Here is an 18256-nt window from a genome sequence, read left to right on the forward strand (position 1 = left end):
TTGAATGCAGCGCCAGCCGCTTACATCGCATTGGCCGTATTCGTTATCGCCCACAGCAACCACCGTGCCGTCCGCTTTAAGACCGAGGGTATGAGCGCAACCCGCCGCAATCGCCACAATATCGCGCCAGCCGCTTACATTGCATTGGCCAAACTCATTCCAACCCACAGCCGCCACCGTGCCGTCCGATGCAAGACCGACGGTATGATAACTACCCGCCGCTACCGCCACAATTCCGCTCCAGCCGTTTACATCGCATTGGTCATGCATATTCCAACCTACAGCCGTCACCGTGCCGTCGGATTTAAGCCCGATGGTATGAGCATTACCCGTGTTCGTCGCCATATGAACATTGCCAGCTGCGACCGCCGCAATACCGCGCCAGTCGTTTACATTGCATTGGCCATATTTATTATCGCCCACAGCCATAACCGTTCCGTCAGAAGTAAGACCAACGGTATGACGACGACCCGCAGCTATGGTATTTTTAGGGCGCCGTTTCACCTTTAACGCCGCATGTTCCGGCGAGAAGCAATCCATGTTTGACCTCCTTGAAAACTAGAGTAGCGCAATCATATAATACCTAATTCGGTATATTCGGCAAGGTTCTCCAGGCTACTCCTCAAACCGACATCATGATCTTCCTTCCGTATAGCCTCGGGAACGTTCTCGCAGACGATGGTAACTTCGGTTCCCGCCAGAACGACTGTTAATGTCCATGTCATGAACATCTCTTCTGAAAAATGCGGAGTTGTCCGACTGGAATTTCACTGCCTGTACAATTCGCTCATCCGGGGAGAGCTCTAAAAAACTTCCATTGACGACATCGCTATGTTCCGAGGTTTTACCGAACGCCGTATTTTTCCGCTAATCGCTTTATGCTGTCCAAAGTCTCTTCCCAGTTATTATCCGAGTGCTCATACATCGTTGATGTCGGAAAATTGCGGTGCGATAAAATAAGCGTTGTACTATCGTGACTTTTAAGTAATTGAAACTCAATGATGGAGTAATTTTCCGGAGAGTCCGGGGTTCCTGAAAGCTCGCTCCAATAATCATAAGAGAAAGTGTCCAGTTCCGTGTATTTCAGTACATGTCCCTTATCCGTAAGGCGTTTTCCATCCCATGAAAATGAAAAAAGGATAGGACTCCCTTCTCTCCAATCCGTCTCCATATCCACGCCTAACCAATCCCTAACGTAATTAGGATCAGTTAATACATTCCAAACAACTTGCTTACTTGCTTGAATATCCCTGGTTTTTTCAATAATCAAATCCATTGATGGTAGTTCCTCCTAAAGGAGTATTGCGAACACTAGTTCCAATCCGATTATATTCATCCGTCTGCACGATGTCAATTTTTACCTATGCATTTCTGCGATCTGTCCATAACTTTACAACGTCTGTCTTATGTACATTGCATTTCGCAGAACACTCGATGAAAGCGTAAAACTTTTAGATCATCTTCGTGGATCCAGAAATAAAGACGCCCCACGTCCCCCCACATGATTCCTGTTTTATCTTCCTCAGAATCGATTTGCAGCAATAGGCGCCACTTTCGAGCTGAAGCAACTACTTGCTTATATAACTCCGTATTTTTCTCTAGATTGTCCAAAGTATATCCGCCGTAGATCATTTCACAACCAACCTGCATATCGCCCTGAATTTGGTCAGGATGCCCCATAATCCGATGAATAAAGCCTTCTTGATTCCAGTTCTTACTTAACGCTGGCAAAAATATCCCCCAGTATTTATCAAAATCCTCTCGGTCGCCGCGCCACCCAAGTCCTAAGCTTTCCAAGTAAGCTGACTCGGAAGGCGGAACCGACAGGCTTGGTACAAACGACACCCGGTTCGACCGCATCAACGCTTCCTCATTTAGATTTTGAGGAGCCTCTCTTCTTAAAAGAGGATTGAGTTGGTCAGCGCAAGTATAGATAACCCGGCAAGTTTCTGGATTCCTGTAGAAATCTTCTTCCTCATCCATAGCTTGAACGGCATAAAAAAATGACAAAAGACCGACCTTCGGAAGGGATAGCTCCGCAGGACAGTCGGCCAAATTTATCTGAGCTATAAATGTCATCGAATAATTTTTCCATGTCGGCCATTCGAGTTGTTGCGGAAGATCCGGATCACCGCCAACTTTACTGCTTCCAATAGGAATGAGATGATCTGATTCAGGCTCTAAGACCATCTGTGCTATGGGGTAAATCCAAGAGTCAAGTGCCGACGTGTAGCTTTCGAGTCCTGCTTCCTTAAGTAGGGTAACGATCACTTCTCGATTCATCAAAATATCAGCACTCCTTTATTCTTCCATTCGAGGACGCAAATCCTCCTCACCTGTATTAATAACGGATACGGAAGTATGGTCGTTCCCATCGGTCCTGAATCATTTTCTTCTACGGTAGCTTCATGTTGACACTTTCCAAAACGTGGCCGATGCATTAAATTAAGGAAATTGATGTTTTTTTAAAACCTACACAACTTAACTAGGAAGACTATAGAGATAGGAGTATCGGCCGCAATGAAGTCGTTCATTTATATGATCATTTTCTTAGTGCTCTTCCAAATTGGGTTGCCCCTTATTTACCCTTCGGCGCACGTCATCGGCTACCGGGTCGATTATCAGACGGTGAGGGACAATCTCTATATGTACGACGCTGTACTGGAACAAATCCGCAAGGAAGTCCGTGCTCACCCCGAGAAGGAGGTCGTCATCCTCCTGGGGGATTCCGTAGCGTACAGCGGTCCTGTGTCCTCCGACGAGTCCATCGGATACTACTTAAAGAGCATGACCGAGAACGAAGAGGAACCGCCTCTCATCTATAACTTAGCTCTTCCTTCGTTTCAGGCGGGAGATATTTATACCATGCTCCTGAAATTGGAGGAATACGGGATTCCGCGCGAGCATGTCGCTATCAATGTCAGATATGCGGGTTTTACGAGGCGGGACCCCGGGGCGGCGATCGTTTTCTGGCTGAAGGATGAACTGCGCCGCCTTGACCCAAGAGCGTTCGAGAGGTCCCTCCCGCAGCTGGTCGCGACGGGGTATCGTCCGCCGGAGACGGCGCTGGAGAAGATTCAGGATTTTTTCGTAAATCGAGTGTATCCGAGAATTGCAATGTACCGATACAAGGAGTTCGTCAAGCAGGATATCCTTCGTTTCGTCCCCGGGAATCCGGAGAAGAGCGATACGCTTGGAGACCCGAGGCCATGGTACGAAAAACCGAAGCTGCCCGAACTTCTAAAGCAGAGGCAATATACCGATGCCATGCGGGACGAGCCGTTCGATATGACGGAATCCAGCCTGCAGATCTATTTCTTAGAAAAAATTATAGATTTGCAGCGAGGAAAGCAAACGTTGTTTTTCTTGACTGGCGTGAATACGGAGCTCATGGAACGATACGTGACGAAGCCGGGTTATCAGGCCAACCTGAAGTCGATCGACGCGTATTTTGCCGGTAAGCCGGTTCAGTATGTCAATCTTCACGGCCGAATTCCTAACGACTTATTTACGGATCATACGCACTTCACCAGCGAAGGCTACCGACAAATCGCCGATGCAGTGTGGAAACTTATGAGTAAAGGCGGGAATCGTTGAACATGTTTTTCCATACGCCTGAATTTTTAGTATTGCTCTTGTTGAACATGGTAGTCTTTTATATGTTTCCTCGTTCCAGGCTATACGTACTCGCTTTGGGGAATGCGGTGTTTTATGGAGCGACGGGGGTCGGTTACCTCGCGCTATTCATCGCGGTCGCCGCGATTACCTTCGTTTGCACCCTTGGAATTCGCGGGAGACATGGGATCTTGCTGCTTACGGCTACCATAGTCCTTAACGTGGCGAATTTGGTATGCTTTAAGTACGCTATGTTCATGTTGACGAACGTCGAACGTCTTGCCGGGATCGAGCTGGTGGAGATGGAGACCTTTTTTTCGAAAATGATTTTGCCGGTGGGTATCTCGTTCTACACTTTCCAGTTGATCGCTTATGCGGTGGATGTATACAAGGGGAAGTTGGAAGCTACTAGAAGTCCGATCCAATTCTGGGTATTTATTTCTTTCTTTGGTCAGTTGGTGGCGGGGCCGATTATGCGCGGCAAGGACTTTCTTCCCCAGATCGAACGACTAACAAACATTCGGTTCAGCGGGTCAAACATGCGAATCGGAGCGGCGTATTTTTGTCTGGGACTGGTGAAAAAGATCGTCTTTGCGGATGATATCGCAGAGGAAGTTAACGTTCTGTTCGAACGAAGCGAACAATTGAACGGGATGGAAGGTTGGGCGGCCGCTTATTTGTTCGCGTTTCAGATTTATTTTGATTTCTCTGCGTACAGCGAGATGGCCGTCGGGATCGGCTATTTCTTCGGGATGAAGTTGGACATCAATTTCCGCACCCCTTATATAAGCGGGAGCGGGACGGAATTTTGGCGCAGGTGGCACATCACGCTTTCCAGCTTTATTAAGGATTATATTTACATTCCTTTAGGCGGTTCCCGCCAAGGGCGGTTCCGCCAGTATACGAATTTGTTTATTGCAATGACGGTATCAGGATTATGGCATGGCGCGGCTTGGACCTTCCTTGCCTGGGGAATGTTTCACGGCTTATTACTGGTCGCTCATAAAATATACTCGGGCGCATTGGGCGCGAATCGCTTGGATGCGTTACGGGAACATATGCTGTATCGGGCATTGACGATTATCGCGTTTTTCCACATCACATGTATCGGGTGGGTATTCTTCCGGGCCGACGGGATCGGCAATGCGTTGGGCATGGTCGGACGGATGCTTCAGATTCACCCGTCGCAGTGGAATGGCAGCGTTGCCTTGCTCTTTACCGTGGCTGCAGGTTTATATATACTTCATATCGCTGAATATTTGTTTCGTAAGCACGCAGGCAGGATCGGCTCGTTGTGGCACGGCCTAGTGCCGTCGCCGCTTCGCGGTCTTGCCTACGCCGGACTCATTTGGCTCATAATTCTCTTCTTGCGTGGAGAAGAAAGCAGTTTTATATACTTTCAATTTTAAACGAATACTCCTCCTCCAACCCGCAACGCAAAACAAATCCGGTCCTCCGGCGGCAGCGCGTTCCGCTATGGGCGGGGACCGGAGCTTTCCGGGGGTTCTTGAACGCGTCATCGGACCGCGACGTCCCATTTCGGATTGAACGAACGCCGCTCCTAAATCCGCTTGAGCATGGCCGGCATGAAACCGCCGACCGGAATGCCTCGAACTGCCGCTGGTACACCTTCGTCGGCAAGCCGCACTTTGCCGTCTCGGGAAATCCGATCCCGTCCGAATCCAATCCGAGTTGCTGAACCATATGGTACGTGTCCATCGCAGCCATTCCTCGTAGTGTTCACACATTTACGAGGCCGCCGTTCGGTCCGAAGGCAGCCTCGCCTTATCGTAGATAAAACATCGAACTCAGTTCTTAAGACTGATCCTCATCCAAACGAACAGCTGCGTCAAAAACGTTTTCTTTCGGGACATTGGTCAACTCCAACTTCCGCCCCGCCGTCTCCTTGATATTATCGTACCAAGCCTCGAAAGAATCATCCAACAGGTTCTCCCGATTCGGATCCTCGTTACTGTCCGAATCCACCTCGAGTTCCCTTTTGTTTACCCCGTACACATCGTCATCGGAACGAAACACGATTAACCTCCTTTATCCAATGGGTAAGGATAGTATTACCAAAAAACTGCGTTGAAGATCGATTCCTGGATTTTCTTTTTTTTGGACATACACCTTGACCCTTACGTTACGTCATCGTGTATAGCAGCGGGCTAGGAGAGGAAGCGGCAAAAGCTTCCCGCGAAAGCTTATCCGGAGCGGTCTCGGCAGCGGGAAGCCTACCTGGTTCGCTGGCCGATTCTCTCCTGCAAGCGGCAAGAGTGGCTTTCGCCAATGGTGTGCATACGGTTGCGGTTATGATATCCGCGGTTTTTGTGGGAATTGCTCTTTTTACCTTGATCGCGTTTAGACGTATGCCGTTAATCGGTCAAAGTGAAACGGGGAGCGCAGATCTGCAAATTCAAGATAGTTAAATGTTTACTAAACGTATTGAAAAATCCCTTGATACCCGAGGGATTTCTCGCTTTGGAAGCATAAGTTTGCCTCCACATCTCAACATCAGAGGAGCGTTTGCCCTCCATTCTTTACAGTCTACATATGAAATCCTCGATGTAGAAGAATGAAGCATGCGCCCTACCGTCTCGCCGTCCGCCGCGGACGTCGCGTCGTTGCAGATCACTCCCAAACAGGCACCTGAAAATGGTTGAGCAAATACGAAATAATGAGCGCGGACAGGATGTAAGCGATCAACGGGGTTTCGTGGTGGATCTTTAACATACAGAAGGTCACGAGGTTGAACCAGGTGGACCAAGCCATATCCCACCCATGGTTATGGCTGATCGAGCCCGTCTCGAGCCCGATCACCTCCAAGACGTCGAAGATAACTACATATTTGAGGATTCGGAGAATCCGCCTGAACTTCGTCTCGGGGTAATGGGACAAGTAGAGCAATACAATGAGCGGATACATAAGGACGCAATAAATAAAATCGGTGAGTTCCGCGCTCAGAATGTCAGTAGTCGGATAACGCCATAAATAAAATGTTAGATCGTTGGCCAGAAGGGCATAGGTTAACCCGGATACAGACATGAAAAGCATGGTTGCATGGTAACTTTTCCAGTTTTTGAAGTCAGCCCATTTCCAAGCGGCGAATAAAATCCATACATAGATCGCGATATGAAGCAAAGAAACCTCACCCCAGTGTATTCCAGTTCGGGTATTTTCACCTCTTCCTTACATTTTTACTCGGTGAATTAGGATCGTTTCCTTCGCAAGATCGATACATTCCCTGACAGCCTGACATTACCACCGAATTCCGTTATGTTGTATGCCCGCGACAAGTAATTGTCTGACACGACAAAAAAGACCCGCGTACGAAGCGGGCCGGCATCAATAGGTTACGTTCTTGACATCCGTCATTTGTTTTTCACATGCCCCACCAGACGAACGCCCATACGCGCGGATTCGTCTTCCCCAGCTATAGAATCACTGTCCCGAGTAAACCCCATCTTTATAAACCAACGTATAAACCATGCCCGCGTCGGTAAGCACCGCCTGATCCACGTTATCCTTTACCAGTGACGTATGCCTTCCGTCCGCTTCGATTGTAAACAATCCGGGTTCGTACCCTTGAGACGTGAAGTAAACGCCGGCTTCCCCCGTCCAGTAGGAGGCGATAGGCCCCGCGCTCAGCTCCGTACGCTTTCCGGTGGCCGGATCGTACCTTTGCAGTCCACCCGCCACGAAATACACCGATCCGTTATGGAACCGGACGTCGGATGCCGCTTCCTCCGATACGACGGTCAAGTTGCTCCCGTCCGCGTCGACGCGATGCAACGCGCTCGTCGCTTCGTCGATATAGTAGATGCGGTCGTCGAACATCCAAAACTGCTTCGCGGGCGCGGTCAGCTTCGCTTGCGTTCCGGCCGCGGCATCGATTCGGTACACGGCGCTGACGTCCTTCGGGTCGCTCTCCTTGTATCCTAACGAATACACAAATCCATCCTTCGCGTACAAAGATCCGTTCCCTCCGTAGCTAACGCCGTCCCCGCGGATGCTCCGGTAAATCCCGTAAGTATAACCGGACTCCCCGACGATCGTCTCCTCCCCCGTCGTCGCATCGATCCGGCTCAAATTGTTCTGCATGTTACCCATGAAGCTCGAGTCCGTATAATATAGTTCGTTCCCGTCCTTGGCCAGTTGAATTAGGCTCTTGGCGGACAGCACTTTTCTAATCACGCCGTTCTCGACCTTATACAGGATCTCGGACCCCATCGTCAAATCGCCGGTATGCAGGTTCACGTACAGCTCGCCGTCGATGAACATCACGTCGTCAAGCCACCCCCAGCCTTCCCCAGGATCCCATGGTGCCAGCGAAGCGACCCTCCGGTGCTCCTGTTTCGCGAAGTCGTAGGCATGAAGTTCCGCTCTGCCGTCTACTTTCGTGTAGAAATAATAATCATCTCCGATGATTTTACCGGTACTAAAACTCGGCACGCCCGGCACTTGTACCTTGCTCTCTTTCTGCCCCTCGACTTTCCGGTAGAGCAGTTCCGTTCCACCTTTATCGTCATATACGGACTTTACATAATAGACCGCGTTCCCGGATTTCGCCAACGGACGGAGCGCCTTCTCGGTGTAAGCCACCCGCTCGCGGGAATCGGACAGCTGTCTCCGGATCGCGTCTTTGACGGCCAACGTGCGCGGATGCGCCAGATCGGCCGACCGGTCGCCAAGCAGTATCAACCCGTCCAGCCAGTCGATCTTCGTGCCGAGCGCCGTCGCCGCGCTTCGGAGCGGCAGCATGATGCGCCCGTTAATTTTCTGCGGCGGCACGTCGAGCGCGACAGGTTGCTTATTAACCAACATCGTCTTGCTGTTTACTGTTAACAAAATCGTCTTGCTCTGAGCGGCGTTGAAAATGAGAACTTCGTTCGGACGCTGGGCGTCCCAGTTCACTTGCCACGACCCACGCTCAGGACTCCAAGGCGCGACGGCGCTCGCCAAATCCCCCATGAGCCGGATCGGTACCAGGACGCGGTTATCGCGCTGAACCATTTCATACTCCCCGTAGATGTCGGTCTTCTGCCCCCGAACGAACGCTTTCCCTTGATAATCGTACGGTACGATCACAAGCTCGTCGAATATGTCGTCCAAAGGACGCTTCGTCGCTTCGTCGGCGTACGCCGACGAACCGCCGACGAGTACGCAAAGCGCCACTATCGGCAACAGCCATCTTTTCCCCATAGGAAAATTACCCTCCCCATTCGCATACAACCAGGTCATCTCGAAAATGAGACGCTTCGCCGATGCGAAAAGTTTCATCCCTCCCCTGATTTACGGGACAGGCGCCATCCGCTGTCCTTACCGAGGAGCGCCGTATTTGCCTTATTCGCTATCGGGAACGTAAGACGGACCGCCCAAAGGAGGTCCGTCTTATTTTCCAACGTATCCGAGTCGCGTCGCCTACGGCTCCGAAGTGATCAGCAGGTTATACTTGAAACGAAGCAGTTCGAGCGCGCTGCGGACGTCCGTCTCCGTGCGCAAATGAACCGAAACCCAGTTCGATTCCGGCAGCACGTGGTGCGCTACCGCTTTGCCGAGCTCGATCGCTTCATCGCGCGCAGCCTTCGGCAGCATCAGATCGACGAGGGATACGCCGTGAATATGTCCGATTTCCTTCCCGTTCGCGACGAATTCCGTCCCGCCGAACCGATGCGGCCGTAGCGACACGCCCGGCCAGGAACGAACCGTTTCGATCAGCGCCGTTCCGTCCGTTTTCGCCATTGTGCCTTCACCTCCCTTCGGCGGACAACCGCTCCTCGTTCAACCGAGTCGGACGGAACCGCATCCGGTAATATGCCAGCAATCCCGCATGAAGGATCAAGAAGACCAAAAACACATTGGCGAACATCCCGGCGTTCGCGCCGGAGGCGAGCGGATTCCAGCCGGGCGCATCCATCTCGAGCAGCAAGCCGTAGACGCTCGCGGCCATGCCGCCGACGATAAAATTCGTCATCGTGAACAACCCCATGCCGACGCCGGCCTGTTCTTTCGACAACGTCTTGGACAGCGAGTTGGAGACGGCGACTTGGATGAACGTCTGGCCGACGTTGCCGAAGATCAGGAACAACGGAATCGTCCAAACGGGCGCTGCGCCGGAAAACGCGGCAAGCAGCGCGAAACACAGGATTAGCAGCCCGGATGCAAGCGCATATAAGCTGGCGTCCCCTCTCCGGTCCGCCAGCTTCCCGCCCGTGCGGCTCAGCAGGGACGAAGCGACGGCGGCCGGCACGAGCGCAAAGCCGATCCATTCGGAGTCGAGTCCGTAGACGTCGGCGAGAAGCACCGGGGGCAATAACGCCATGCCGCTCGCGACGCAGGAAATCAGGGCCGCCAACGCCAAACCGCTCGAGTAGCTCCGGTTCCGGAACAACGCCGGCTGCACGAACGGTTCGGACGCGGTCGCAAGCCGCCAAACGAGCAGGGACAGCGTCAGGGCTGCCGCCGCGAACAACCACCCCGACAAATACGTCGCGCCGAGCAGCGCGAGCCCGACCGTCGCGGCAATCAACGCGGCCCCGGGCCAATCGAGCTTCCCGGGATTCGAAGCGGGTTCGTCGTTCACGTATTTTCGGAAAAACGGTACCAACGCCACAACGAGAACGGGCGGCACGAACAGCCACCGCCAATCCAGGGCGGCGAGCAGCAGCGCGGCCGCGACGGGGCCGAGCGCGGTGCCGAGCGCCAAGCCGGCGGCGGTCATGCTCATCGCCCCGCCCCGCCGCTCCGGCGGAAAGTAACGGATCGGAATGAGCATCGCCGCCGCCGGAACGACCGCCGCGCCGGCAGCCTGCAGGAGTCGGCCGGCTAACGCTTCCCAGAACGCCGTCGACGCGAAGCCGATCAGCGAGCCGGCGGCAAACGCGATCAGCCCGAACGTCAGCAAATTTTTCAGGCGGTATCGGTTCGCCAGCTTACCGTAAACGACGCTTCCGATCGCATAAACGAGAAGATAGCCGGAGGAAAGCCAGCTCGCTTGGGCCAAGTCGATCTGAAATTCCGCTCTCAGTTCCGGCAGCACGATGTTAAACGTGAACACGCTCATCGCGCTGAAGACGGCGGTGAACAGCATAACGCGCATGATGCGCCGACCGGCCAGTTCTTTGGATGAAATCTGCATGGGGACAACATCCTTCCATTTCAATGTTTGCAAGTACTTACTTACACACTGCGCAAGAAAAAACTAGGGAACCAGCGCCCTAGCGAAAAGATCGACGCTCCGCTCGATGAACGTGTCGAGCGTAACGTTCGAATTCGACGACTCCACCAAGTTGCTGCTGAACGCCCCTAAATTCATCCACATGAACGACATGGCCGTAATTTCCGGATCGATCGGGGCGATGTTCCCTTGTTCAAGGTGCGCCGAGAAATAGTTCGTCAGCAGCTTCTTCAATTGGACCGGATGCTGCGAAGCGTGCTTGCGCACTTCCCCGGGCAGCCGGCTGCCGCCCTTATGCGCGATATCGATCAGCTTCCGGTTCCGGTTCATAATCGCATGGTACGTCCTTCCGATCAACAGCAAATCCGTCCGCACGTCCCACGTCAGCCGCTCGCTGAACAGCTTCGTCATTTCTCCCGCGTAATGGTAGCGTTCGAACGCGGCGACGAGCAGCGCCTGTTTGCTGCCGAAATGCCGAAACAGCGTCACTTCGCTGACTCCAGCCGCCGCGGCGATCTCCTTCGTCGTCGTCCCGTCGTACCCTTGTTCCGCGATCAGGTCGATCGCCGCCAATATCAACTTGTCGCCGGTGCTCTCCGCTTGTTTCATGAATCGTTCCTGCCCATCGATTTTGTAAGTACTTACTTACATCCAATTATTCACAAATCGAATCGCGCTGTCAAGTCCTCGACTGCGACGTTTATCGCGTAGATGCGGCACCACGAAAAAGAGGTAGCAAAAGTCGCTACCTCGTAAGTATGCTGGACCAAGACGGCTATACATTATTCACTCTTCCAACCGCCTTGAGTGACTTGATAGGTGAACAGATCGTCGTCGAAATCTAGCCCGAATCCCGCTTTCGGCGGAACGTAGAACTTCCCCTCTTCCACGGAATAAGCGCTTGCGTCCATCCCTTGGATCGTAATGTCATCCCATTCCACGAACTGAAACCCTTGGATGGCGGCCGATAGATGCCCCGTTGCATAAATGCCGTAGGCGTTCCCATAGCAATGAGGCGCCGTGAACAAACCATGTTCATCCAGCTTCCCGCCAAGCTCCAGCCAATGGGTAAAGCCGGGATGGATAATATCGTATTGCAGCACGTCCACGTATCCCTGCGTGGCCCAGTCGATCAAGCGCGGGGAGGCATCCCCTTCTCCGTCCGCGATCAGCACCCTCTGATCCCGTTCCTTCAGCCACGTCTTCAAGTCTTTGTACAATTCATTGTCCTCGTGGAACATTTCTTCGATCCAGTACAACCCGACGTCCGATAAAGCGGTCAGCACTTGCTTCGTCAGGTTAAGATTGTACCCATTGTTCGCGTCGATCATCAGCTTCCCGTTCGGGCCGGCGACTTCCCTGACGCCTTCCACGATCGCGATATCCCGTCTCGTCCCTTCCATCAACGGCATATGCATCCCGCCGCGGCCCACCTTGATCTTGAAGTTGCGATGTCCCTTCGCGTATCCTTGTTTGGCTTCTTCCTGAATGAGCTTTACCGCATCCTTGTCGTCGGTAAGATGCAAATCGTCGAAGTAGAGGGAAGTGTCGTAACATGGAACGGCCAACCCGCTAGGGGACGGATTGCGATTTCCCCGGACCAGTTCGTACACCGGTTGATTCCACCTGCGTCCTAACCAATCCAATAGCGGGTATTCGAGACCGATCCGGTAAGGCTCGACAATTTTCCCGCTCTCGTCGAAGAAGTCTCGAACGCTCCTCCCTACGCACTTGTCCGCCTGCTCCTTCGTAATGTGCGAGGCACCATACGCCGTCTTGCCGTCGATCGTGATTCGAACAAGGCTCACTTGGCAGGCTTTGCCGTGAACGCCTAGTCTGGCGTTCGCCCCGGCGCTGCGCGCCCGCTCCCCGTGCAGTTTTGCGAATTCGATCTTCTCGACGACCCAATCTTGATCGATCCCTGACAGATTCATTTCGACCCCGCTCCCTCATGAATAAACTAATGAATGATGATTCCTCGTTCATACTCCGATTCCCCAGGCGTCTTCCCCACCAGTTTATTAAATAGGCCGTTTCTTTATTGGAATTATACCAATTCTTCCAGCATCCGTCGATTTGTTCGCCTCGGCCATGCTTCCATACATGTTGCGCATGGACGATCGCTTTCTTTTACGTCTGCAAGTCTATGCGGTCAAATAAATAATGGCGCTGAAGCTCGCCTCTTTCCAAATCCCCGATCTTCATCAACAGGTTCTAACTCCCCGACTTTTGCGAGATTAGGGGGAAGCCGCGCCTTACGATTGGAAAAGAAAAATGAAAAAGCCTCGGATCAGTCTGATCCGAGGCTCTTCCTAAACGCTTAGATTCCACACATTATTTTCAATCGCTTATTACTGATTCAAGCCAAGCGCGTACCGTCGAGCGTACTGTGCAAGCAAGAAGCAGAAGGAACGGTTGTGCGCAATGAAAAACGAAGACAGATCGTACCGATTGCGTTCGGGCTCAAACGTGATAAGAATGCGGTGTCGCATTCGATCCATAAGAAACTCAACAAATCGTCGCGTTTCTTTCGAGTGGAGGACTGTAACATAAGCGTACAAAGAGTGATCCTCCGGTTCGTCCTTAAGGCTTACCCCAGCGCAAGAAAACTCGGTTTTTACGTTCATGCCCCATAACTGCTGCAGCGCCGGAAGCAGCTCTTCGTCGACTTGCGTGCAACCGAAATCGACGAGTTGTTTCGGGCTCCTCTTCAACTTGGGGAGATCGACCCATCGGGCCAATTCCCCCTCCCTCCGAAGCCAGCGCTGAGGCGCATGTCGGCTGATCGTCAGTTCTTCGCCGGAGAACGGATGATGAGCAGTCATAAACACTACCTCCCGTTGTACTGCCGTAAATGAAAAGCATTCGGACCTTAACGGGGTTCGAATGCTCCTGGTATTCGTTTTACGATTACCGCGTTTCGCGATGGATCGTATATTTTTTCAAACGCGGACTGTACTTTCTCATTTCTAATCGCCCCGGATGCGTCCTCTTATTCTTCGACGTCGTGTAGTTCCGATCGCCGCATTCTGTGCATGCCAAAGTAACGACAACTCTCACGGGTAATCCCTCCGCTTTTCTAAATAATCCATTCACTTAATCGTAATTGTTACGATTTAATTGTAGTGTCTGCATCCCTTATTGTCAATGACTATCGCGAGCTGCTTTTTTTCTCAAGTGGACGCCCGATCGGGGCGAGAACCACTCTTCCTACGCATTCTTCGATGTTTTAGCGTGCTAATCGCGTATTGGGCGGGGTCCATGCCTAACTAAACAAGCGCATTTTGCAAAACGATGCGATTTCGCAGAATCCATGCTGCTGCCCATTCCGACTACCGCCAACGCGTCGTCGCTCCAAGGGCCTGGGTGAACTAACTCCCCATCAATAAAGCTCAGTACCTCGCGACTGCCGTAATAACGCGTGAACGCTGGGCGTCCACGGACCCGATGGCCGAAACACCTTGTTCCCATTGCGACGGACGGACTTTTCGGAAGAAAGTATGATTTCGTCGTTCCCCAATTTTTGAATACCCCGACCATAGTGAATGTGATTTTCCATAGACCCGGTAGACAACGCCTCCATTGTCGTAATATTTTTATCTTATCAAGAAACTTGCACGATATGGCAGCTCCCCGATAAGCTTAGCGATCTTTTCGACGGGCGACATGGAGAACAGCGCCCCAGTGGCGACGAACCGACTTTTCCGGGCGACTCTCCAAGCGAACTTTGATTTCGTTGAAAAGCTTATGGCGCTTCCATTCCTCCATAAGGATGTGCCCGGAGAAGGTTTCGAGGAGTGTAATGTACTCGTCAGCACGATACATGCGCTCCCAATCGAAATGCCGGACGTGAACCATCTCGAACAGGCCGCTTCTCTCGATCTCATCCCTTTGCTCGAGAAGTTCCCCGGGCCGCGGCCAATCGTTATTGTCCACCAATTCACCTTCGCCGATCTCATAGTAAACGGTTTGAATTTCACGGAAGAACGGGTCCCCATCATCCGGAAAAACGTGATCTGCGTTCCAAAATGCCAAGTGTCCGCCGGGACGAAGGATCTGCCATGCCTTATTGTACTTCACTTGGGGATCGACCCATCGCCAAGCGGTTGCGGCGAATACCAGATCAAACCGACTCTCTGCCTCCGGTTGCCACCCTTCGAAGCTCTCATTTATTACGGTAACGTCCATTCCGACGAGGTTTTGGCGTGCGATTTTTGCGAGCTCGGCGCCAAGTTCTATGCAAGTCATTGTAAAGCCCCGATTGGCTAACGGAAGAGTGGCCTTTCCTGTAGCGCAACCGACTTCCAACAAACGATCGCCCGGTTGCAAATTTGTCACATGGATGACATCGTCGAATAACGGTTCCGGGTAATCCGGGCGCGCTTGCTGATAAATATTCGCGGCTTGTTCAAATGACTCGCGCAACTTTTTGTTATCTTTTTTCGCGTGCATCGTACCACATTCTCCCCTCGGAAACCCATGGGTTTCTCCACAGTCTACAATAGGGTCTAATTCTTGTCGCCCATTAATTAACGGGGCTAGTACGTGTCACCCAAACTTACGGATTGCTTTTTGTAAGCGTTCCCCGTGCCTCGCGATTCGCGTCGCGGACCAACAACGTCATGAATCGTTCGGCTACCTTGCTTCGATATCGCTCCTTCCAGTACACGAGTCCGATCTGCCGTCTCATCGACGGTTCAGAGATCGGTATCGCGACGAGAGGATCGCGCAAATAAAGGTCTAGCAACGTCTTGGAAAGAATCGACACGCCGACACCTGCTTCGACAAGCTGAAAGACGGATTCGATCGCGCTCGTTTCGATCTTCGGACGGATCGTCACCCCTGTCCCGTCCCCGATCTTATCAATCATTTTGCGACAACGATGCGTCTGCGGGAAGAGGACGAGCGATTGCTTTCCCAATTCCTCAAAGGTAACTTTCCCCGCTGCTGCTAAGAGGCTGTCTTTCTTCGTCACCGCATAGAAGTCCTCGCTGTACAAGGGCACCGTCTCGACTCTATCATCGTCCGCCGGAAGGATCGTAACCGCAAAATCGAGGTCCATCCGAAGCAACGGTTCCATAACGTCCTGGAACGCGTGCAACCTTATATCGATCCCCGGGTGTTCGCGACAAAACGGAATCAGCATTCTCGACACCCATTCGTTCATCTCGCCGTAAAGCGTCCCGATGGCGAGCGTGCCGCTCTCGGCCTCCTCCAAATCCCTGATCGCATTCCTAGCGCCATGTAAAGCGCTGAACATGTCGACGCCGTACTTTCGTAAAATCCGCCCGGCTTCGGTGAGGACGACCCTCTTTCCGATCCGGTCGAACAGGGGCACCCCCAAGTCCTGCTCCAGAAGCCTGATCTGATAACTCAAGGTAGGCTGGGATGTATTCAAACGCTCTGCTGCGCGGGTGAAATGAAGCGTGTCGCACACCGTTAAAAAGCTTTCGAGTTGCTTGATTTCCATTCTGATCCCTCCATATCCGATGCCGCCATATCATTCGATATAATTTTTAAATCATTATCATCGAAACGATAGTATTGATAAATCGATTATAGAACGTAAAATAATTACAGGCAACAACATACAAGAACGGAGGATCTTTATGAATATTATCAAGCAAAAGCTTCGCAATGTACCGGCAGCTCCTGCCTCTTATTTCGCCATGACGCTAGGTTTGGCGGAAACCGGTAACGCGTTGCGGCTAGCAGGTCCTAGCTGGGAACTTCCCTTGTGGTGCGGAGAGCTATTCGAAGGGGCGGCGGTTTTATCTTGGGGTTGGTGGTTGTTGCTCTATATCAATAAATGGATCTCCCATCGTCAGACCGCATTGCAGGAATGGAGGGACCCCGTTCAATCTTCATTTATTGCGTTGCTCCCGGAGTCGATGATTTTGATAGCATTGGTCTGCGACCCCTACCATGCCGAGACGGCCCGAGCGTTATTTTGGGTTGGATCCGCGGCAAACCTTATATATGCCGCCTATCGGGTTTCCAGCACTTGGACCTTACCTCGCTCCGGGTCGCAGATCACCCCGTCCTTGCTGCTTCCGTTTTCCGCCAGCGTGTTGGTTAACGCTCTTGCAGCCGGACTGCTCGGTTACGAAACCTACGGACGGATGGTATTCGGAGTAGGGGTCATCTCCTGGCTCATTTTAGACTCCGTTCTGCTTCAACAACTGATGAACGGCGGGCTCGAGGTGAAAGTAAGAAACGTCATGGGCATATATATGGCTCCCGCGGCCATCGCCCTCGTCGCGTACCAAGTGCTCGGCGGCGGCTCGTCCGACCTTGTCACCCTTGCGTTAGCCGGATATTCTTTGTTTCAAATCGTCGCTTTGCTGCTATCCTATCGATGGCTTCGAAAGCAAGCATTCGCACCGGGTTATTGGGCTTACACATTCGGTGTAGCCACCGTTGCGCAAGGGTACCTTCTCATGACGCAACCGCATACGACGCTCGGATATGTCGCTGCGGCGCTTCTATCCGCTTCCGTCGTGCTAACGCTTCTCGTAACGGTCGGCACATTTTCGCTTATGAGATCCGGAACTTACTTTCCAGTTGTTTCCCCTCACAAAGCCGCGTAATTCGCATGTCGACGCTGCTCTTTAGTACCGCATTCCTAGCGGGTGTAATCGAAAAAAGTTCTTGTCGTCCGACGGGACGACAAGAACTATCTCCTACCCTTATCGCGGTCACCTACCGATTCCGTAGGAATGGGACAGAGGTGTACACTGCCACGGATGAAATCGAAGGTGCCGCCCCTGCAAACGACAATCAGGATATAGACATTTTTTCGCATGTCGATGCGCCTGAGGTCAAAAAGACGCTCGCGACATGATCAGTTACTGCCCGCCCGTCTGCAGCTTTGCTTCCACGATGACGCTCGCGAAGCGCTTGCCGTCGAAATAAGCGTCCAACTGCCACATTCCGGGCTCGGGAAGTTCGATGGAAGACGGAGCGTGTCCGTCGGCTCCGTTATTCGGTCCGCCGATCGAGGCGGGGAAATCCAACGGGAACGGATTAATTTTTTCGCCTGTCGCCAAGTTCACCGCTTCGGCACTAAACTTTCCGCCCAACTCATCTTCCGTACCCCAGAAATGCCACATGTGCTTGTTGGGTTTTCCCGCGACAAATTCGGGTCCTAGAAGCCCCATCTTGCCCTCGATCCCCTGCATCACCGCCCCTGTGCCCGTCGTAAAGAAAGGGCTGGCGTCGGCTTCGATGCCAGCCTCCTGCGATTCGTTGCAGCCGCTCAGAACCATCAAAATCGCAGCAATCACAAGGCTAGAAATAAAAATCCTCAATTTCGGATCCCCCTCGCTATCATACTATTGCTCGTACTGACGAATTCACCTCAAATAAGGTATACCCGTTGTTTCCCAAGTGCGCCAGTGCCACAATAACTATCCTATGCCGACAACCATTATTACCCAACCGGGCACTTACCGTTCTCGTGAT

Annotated in this window: 17 protein-coding genes and 1 pseudogene; 3 read left to right on the forward strand and 15 right to left on the reverse strand. The window is 52.3% G+C overall.

The genetic code is table 11. The features are described 5' to 3' along the window. Positions 1-3: 3 nt before the first annotated feature. The 3 genes and pseudogenes from RIN49_RS06385 to RIN49_RS06395 all read right to left on the reverse strand — a co-directional run. Positions 4-540 (reverse strand): annotated as a pseudogene (locus RIN49_RS06385) (RCC1 domain-containing protein); the annotation flags it as partial. 304 nt (positions 541-844) lie between these two features. Continuing rightward, positions 845-1276: an SRPBCC family protein gene (locus tag RIN49_RS06390; protein WP_309119326.1), complete on the reverse strand. Its 432-nt coding sequence runs from the start codon at positions 1274-1276 to the stop codon at positions 845-847. Between the two features lie 128 nt (positions 1277-1404). Continuing rightward, the gene (locus RIN49_RS06395) at positions 1405-2283 is read right to left on the reverse strand and encodes a YwqG family protein (protein ID WP_309119327.1); all 879 of its coding nucleotides are present in this window, start codon (positions 2281-2283) and stop codon (positions 1405-1407) included. A 237-nt stretch (positions 2284-2520) separates the two neighbouring features. Here RIN49_RS06395 and RIN49_RS06400 point away from each other — a divergent pair, with 237 nt between their 5' ends. After that, complete coding sequence (locus RIN49_RS06400) at positions 2521-3597, forward strand: SGNH/GDSL hydrolase family protein (RefSeq protein ID WP_309119328.1); 1077 nt, start codon at positions 2521-2523, stop codon at positions 3595-3597. Between the two features lie 2 nt (positions 3598-3599). After that, positions 3600-5024 carry an MBOAT family O-acyltransferase gene (locus tag RIN49_RS06405; RefSeq protein WP_309119329.1) on the forward strand — a complete coding sequence of 475 codons (1425 nt, stop codon included), beginning with the start codon at positions 3600-3602 and terminating at the stop codon, positions 5022-5024. Positions 5025-5430: 406 nt separating this feature from the next. On the opposite strand, the gene RIN49_RS06410 is transcribed toward RIN49_RS06405, so the two are convergent. The 11 genes from RIN49_RS06410 to RIN49_RS06460 all read right to left on the reverse strand — a co-directional run bounded on the left by RIN49_RS06410 (position 5431) and on the right by RIN49_RS06460 (position 16262). Beyond that, positions 5431-5652, reverse strand: a complete 222-nt coding sequence (locus RIN49_RS06410) for a hypothetical protein (RefSeq protein ID WP_309119330.1) — start codon at positions 5650-5652, stop codon at positions 5431-5433. Positions 5653-6246: 594 nt separating this feature from the next. After that, entirely contained in the window at positions 6247-6756 is a 510-nt protein-coding gene (locus tag RIN49_RS06415) for a CBO0543 family protein (RefSeq protein WP_309119331.1), read from the reverse strand. 300 nt (positions 6757-7056) lie between these two features. After that, complete coding sequence (locus RIN49_RS06420; RefSeq protein WP_309119332.1) at positions 7057-8817, reverse strand: DUF5050 domain-containing protein; 1761 nt, start codon at positions 8815-8817, stop codon at positions 7057-7059. 219 nt (positions 8818-9036) lie between these two features. Next, positions 9037-9357, reverse strand: a complete 321-nt coding sequence (locus RIN49_RS06425; RefSeq protein WP_309119333.1) for a luciferase domain-containing protein — start codon at positions 9355-9357, stop codon at positions 9037-9039. A 7-nt stretch (positions 9358-9364) separates the two neighbouring features. Continuing rightward, a complete protein-coding gene (locus RIN49_RS06430) occupies positions 9365-10753 on the reverse strand; it encodes an MFS transporter (RefSeq protein WP_309119334.1) in 1389 nt (462 codons plus the stop codon). Positions 10754-10816: 63 nt separating this feature from the next. Further along, on the reverse strand, positions 10817-11401 hold the full coding sequence (locus tag RIN49_RS06435; protein WP_309119335.1) for a TetR/AcrR family transcriptional regulator: 585 nt from the start codon (positions 11399-11401) through the stop codon (positions 10817-10819). Between the two features lie 173 nt (positions 11402-11574). After that, positions 11575-12726, reverse strand: coding sequence for an enolase C-terminal domain-like protein (locus RIN49_RS06440; RefSeq protein ID WP_309119336.1), 1152 nt, complete (start codon positions 12724-12726; stop codon positions 11575-11577). A gap of 417 nt (positions 12727-13143) precedes the next feature. Next, positions 13144-13617: a hypothetical protein gene (locus RIN49_RS06445; protein WP_309119337.1), complete on the reverse strand. Its 474-nt coding sequence runs from the start codon at positions 13615-13617 to the stop codon at positions 13144-13146. A gap of 85 nt (positions 13618-13702) precedes the next feature. Then, positions 13703-13852 carry a 50S ribosomal protein L33 gene (rpmG, locus tag RIN49_RS06450; RefSeq protein ID WP_309119338.1) on the reverse strand — a complete coding sequence of 50 codons (150 nt, stop codon included), beginning with the start codon at positions 13850-13852 and terminating at the stop codon, positions 13703-13705. 582 nt (positions 13853-14434) lie between these two features. Beyond that, a complete protein-coding gene (locus RIN49_RS06455; RefSeq protein ID WP_309119339.1) occupies positions 14435-15244 on the reverse strand; it encodes a class I SAM-dependent methyltransferase in 810 nt (269 codons plus the stop codon). Positions 15245-15350: 106 nt separating this feature from the next. Further along, positions 15351-16262, reverse strand: a complete 912-nt coding sequence (locus RIN49_RS06460; protein WP_309119340.1) for a LysR family transcriptional regulator — start codon at positions 16260-16262, stop codon at positions 15351-15353. A gap of 139 nt (positions 16263-16401) precedes the next feature. Between RIN49_RS06460 and RIN49_RS06465 the strand changes: the two genes are divergently transcribed. Beyond that, positions 16402-17382, forward strand: coding sequence for an SLAC1 family transporter (locus RIN49_RS06465; RefSeq protein ID WP_309119341.1), 981 nt, complete (start codon positions 16402-16404; stop codon positions 17380-17382). Positions 17383-17640: 258 nt separating this feature from the next. On the opposite strand, the gene RIN49_RS06470 is transcribed toward RIN49_RS06465, so the two are convergent. Then, positions 17641-18102, reverse strand: a complete 462-nt coding sequence (locus RIN49_RS06470; RefSeq protein WP_309119342.1) for a hypothetical protein — start codon at positions 18100-18102, stop codon at positions 17641-17643. Between the last annotated feature and the right edge of the window lie 154 nt (positions 18103-18256).

The organism is Paenibacillus sp. (assembly GCF_031177825.1).
Classification (GTDB): domain Bacteria; phylum Bacillota; class Bacilli; order Paenibacillales; family YIM-B00363; genus Paenibacillus_AE.

Coding starts and splice junctions, on each gene's coding strand:
- RIN49_RS06460 (WP_309119340.1), bottom strand. CDS start 16,262: ATGGAAATCAAGCAACTCGAAAGCTTTTTAACGGTGTGCGACACGCTT.
- RIN49_RS06400 (WP_309119328.1), top strand. CDS start 2,521: ATGAAGTCGTTCATTTATATGATCATTTTCTTAGTGCTCTTCCAAATT.
- RIN49_RS06405 (WP_309119329.1), top strand. CDS start 3,600: ATGTTTTTCCATACGCCTGAATTTTTAGTATTGCTCTTGTTGAACATG.
- RIN49_RS06430 (WP_309119334.1), bottom strand. CDS start 10,753: ATGCAGATTTCATCCAAAGAACTGGCCGGTCGGCGCATCATGCGCGTT.
- RIN49_RS06390 (WP_309119326.1), bottom strand. CDS start 1,276: ATGGATTTGATTATTGAAAAAACCAGGGATATTCAAGCAAGTAAGCAA.
- RIN49_RS06465 (WP_309119341.1), top strand. CDS start 16,402: ATGAATATTATCAAGCAAAAGCTTCGCAATGTACCGGCAGCTCCTGCC.
- RIN49_RS06440 (WP_309119336.1), bottom strand. CDS start 12,726: ATGAATCTGTCAGGGATCGATCAAGATTGGGTCGTCGAGAAGATCGAA.
- RIN49_RS06435 (WP_309119335.1), bottom strand. CDS start 11,401: ATGAAACAAGCGGAGAGCACCGGCGACAAGTTGATATTGGCGGCGATC.
- RIN49_RS06425 (WP_309119333.1), bottom strand. CDS start 9,357: ATGGCGAAAACGGACGGAACGGCGCTGATCGAAACGGTTCGTTCCTGG.
- RIN49_RS06395 (WP_309119327.1), bottom strand. CDS start 2,283: ATGAATCGAGAAGTGATCGTTACCCTACTTAAGGAAGCAGGACTCGAA.
- RIN49_RS06455 (WP_309119339.1), bottom strand. CDS start 15,244: ATGCACGCGAAAAAAGATAACAAAAAGTTGCGCGAGTCATTTGAACAA.
- RIN49_RS06420 (WP_309119332.1), bottom strand. CDS start 8,817: ATGGGGAAAAGATGGCTGTTGCCGATAGTGGCGCTTTGCGTACTCGTC.
- RIN49_RS06445 (WP_309119337.1), bottom strand. CDS start 13,617: ATGACTGCTCATCATCCGTTCTCCGGCGAAGAACTGACGATCAGCCGA.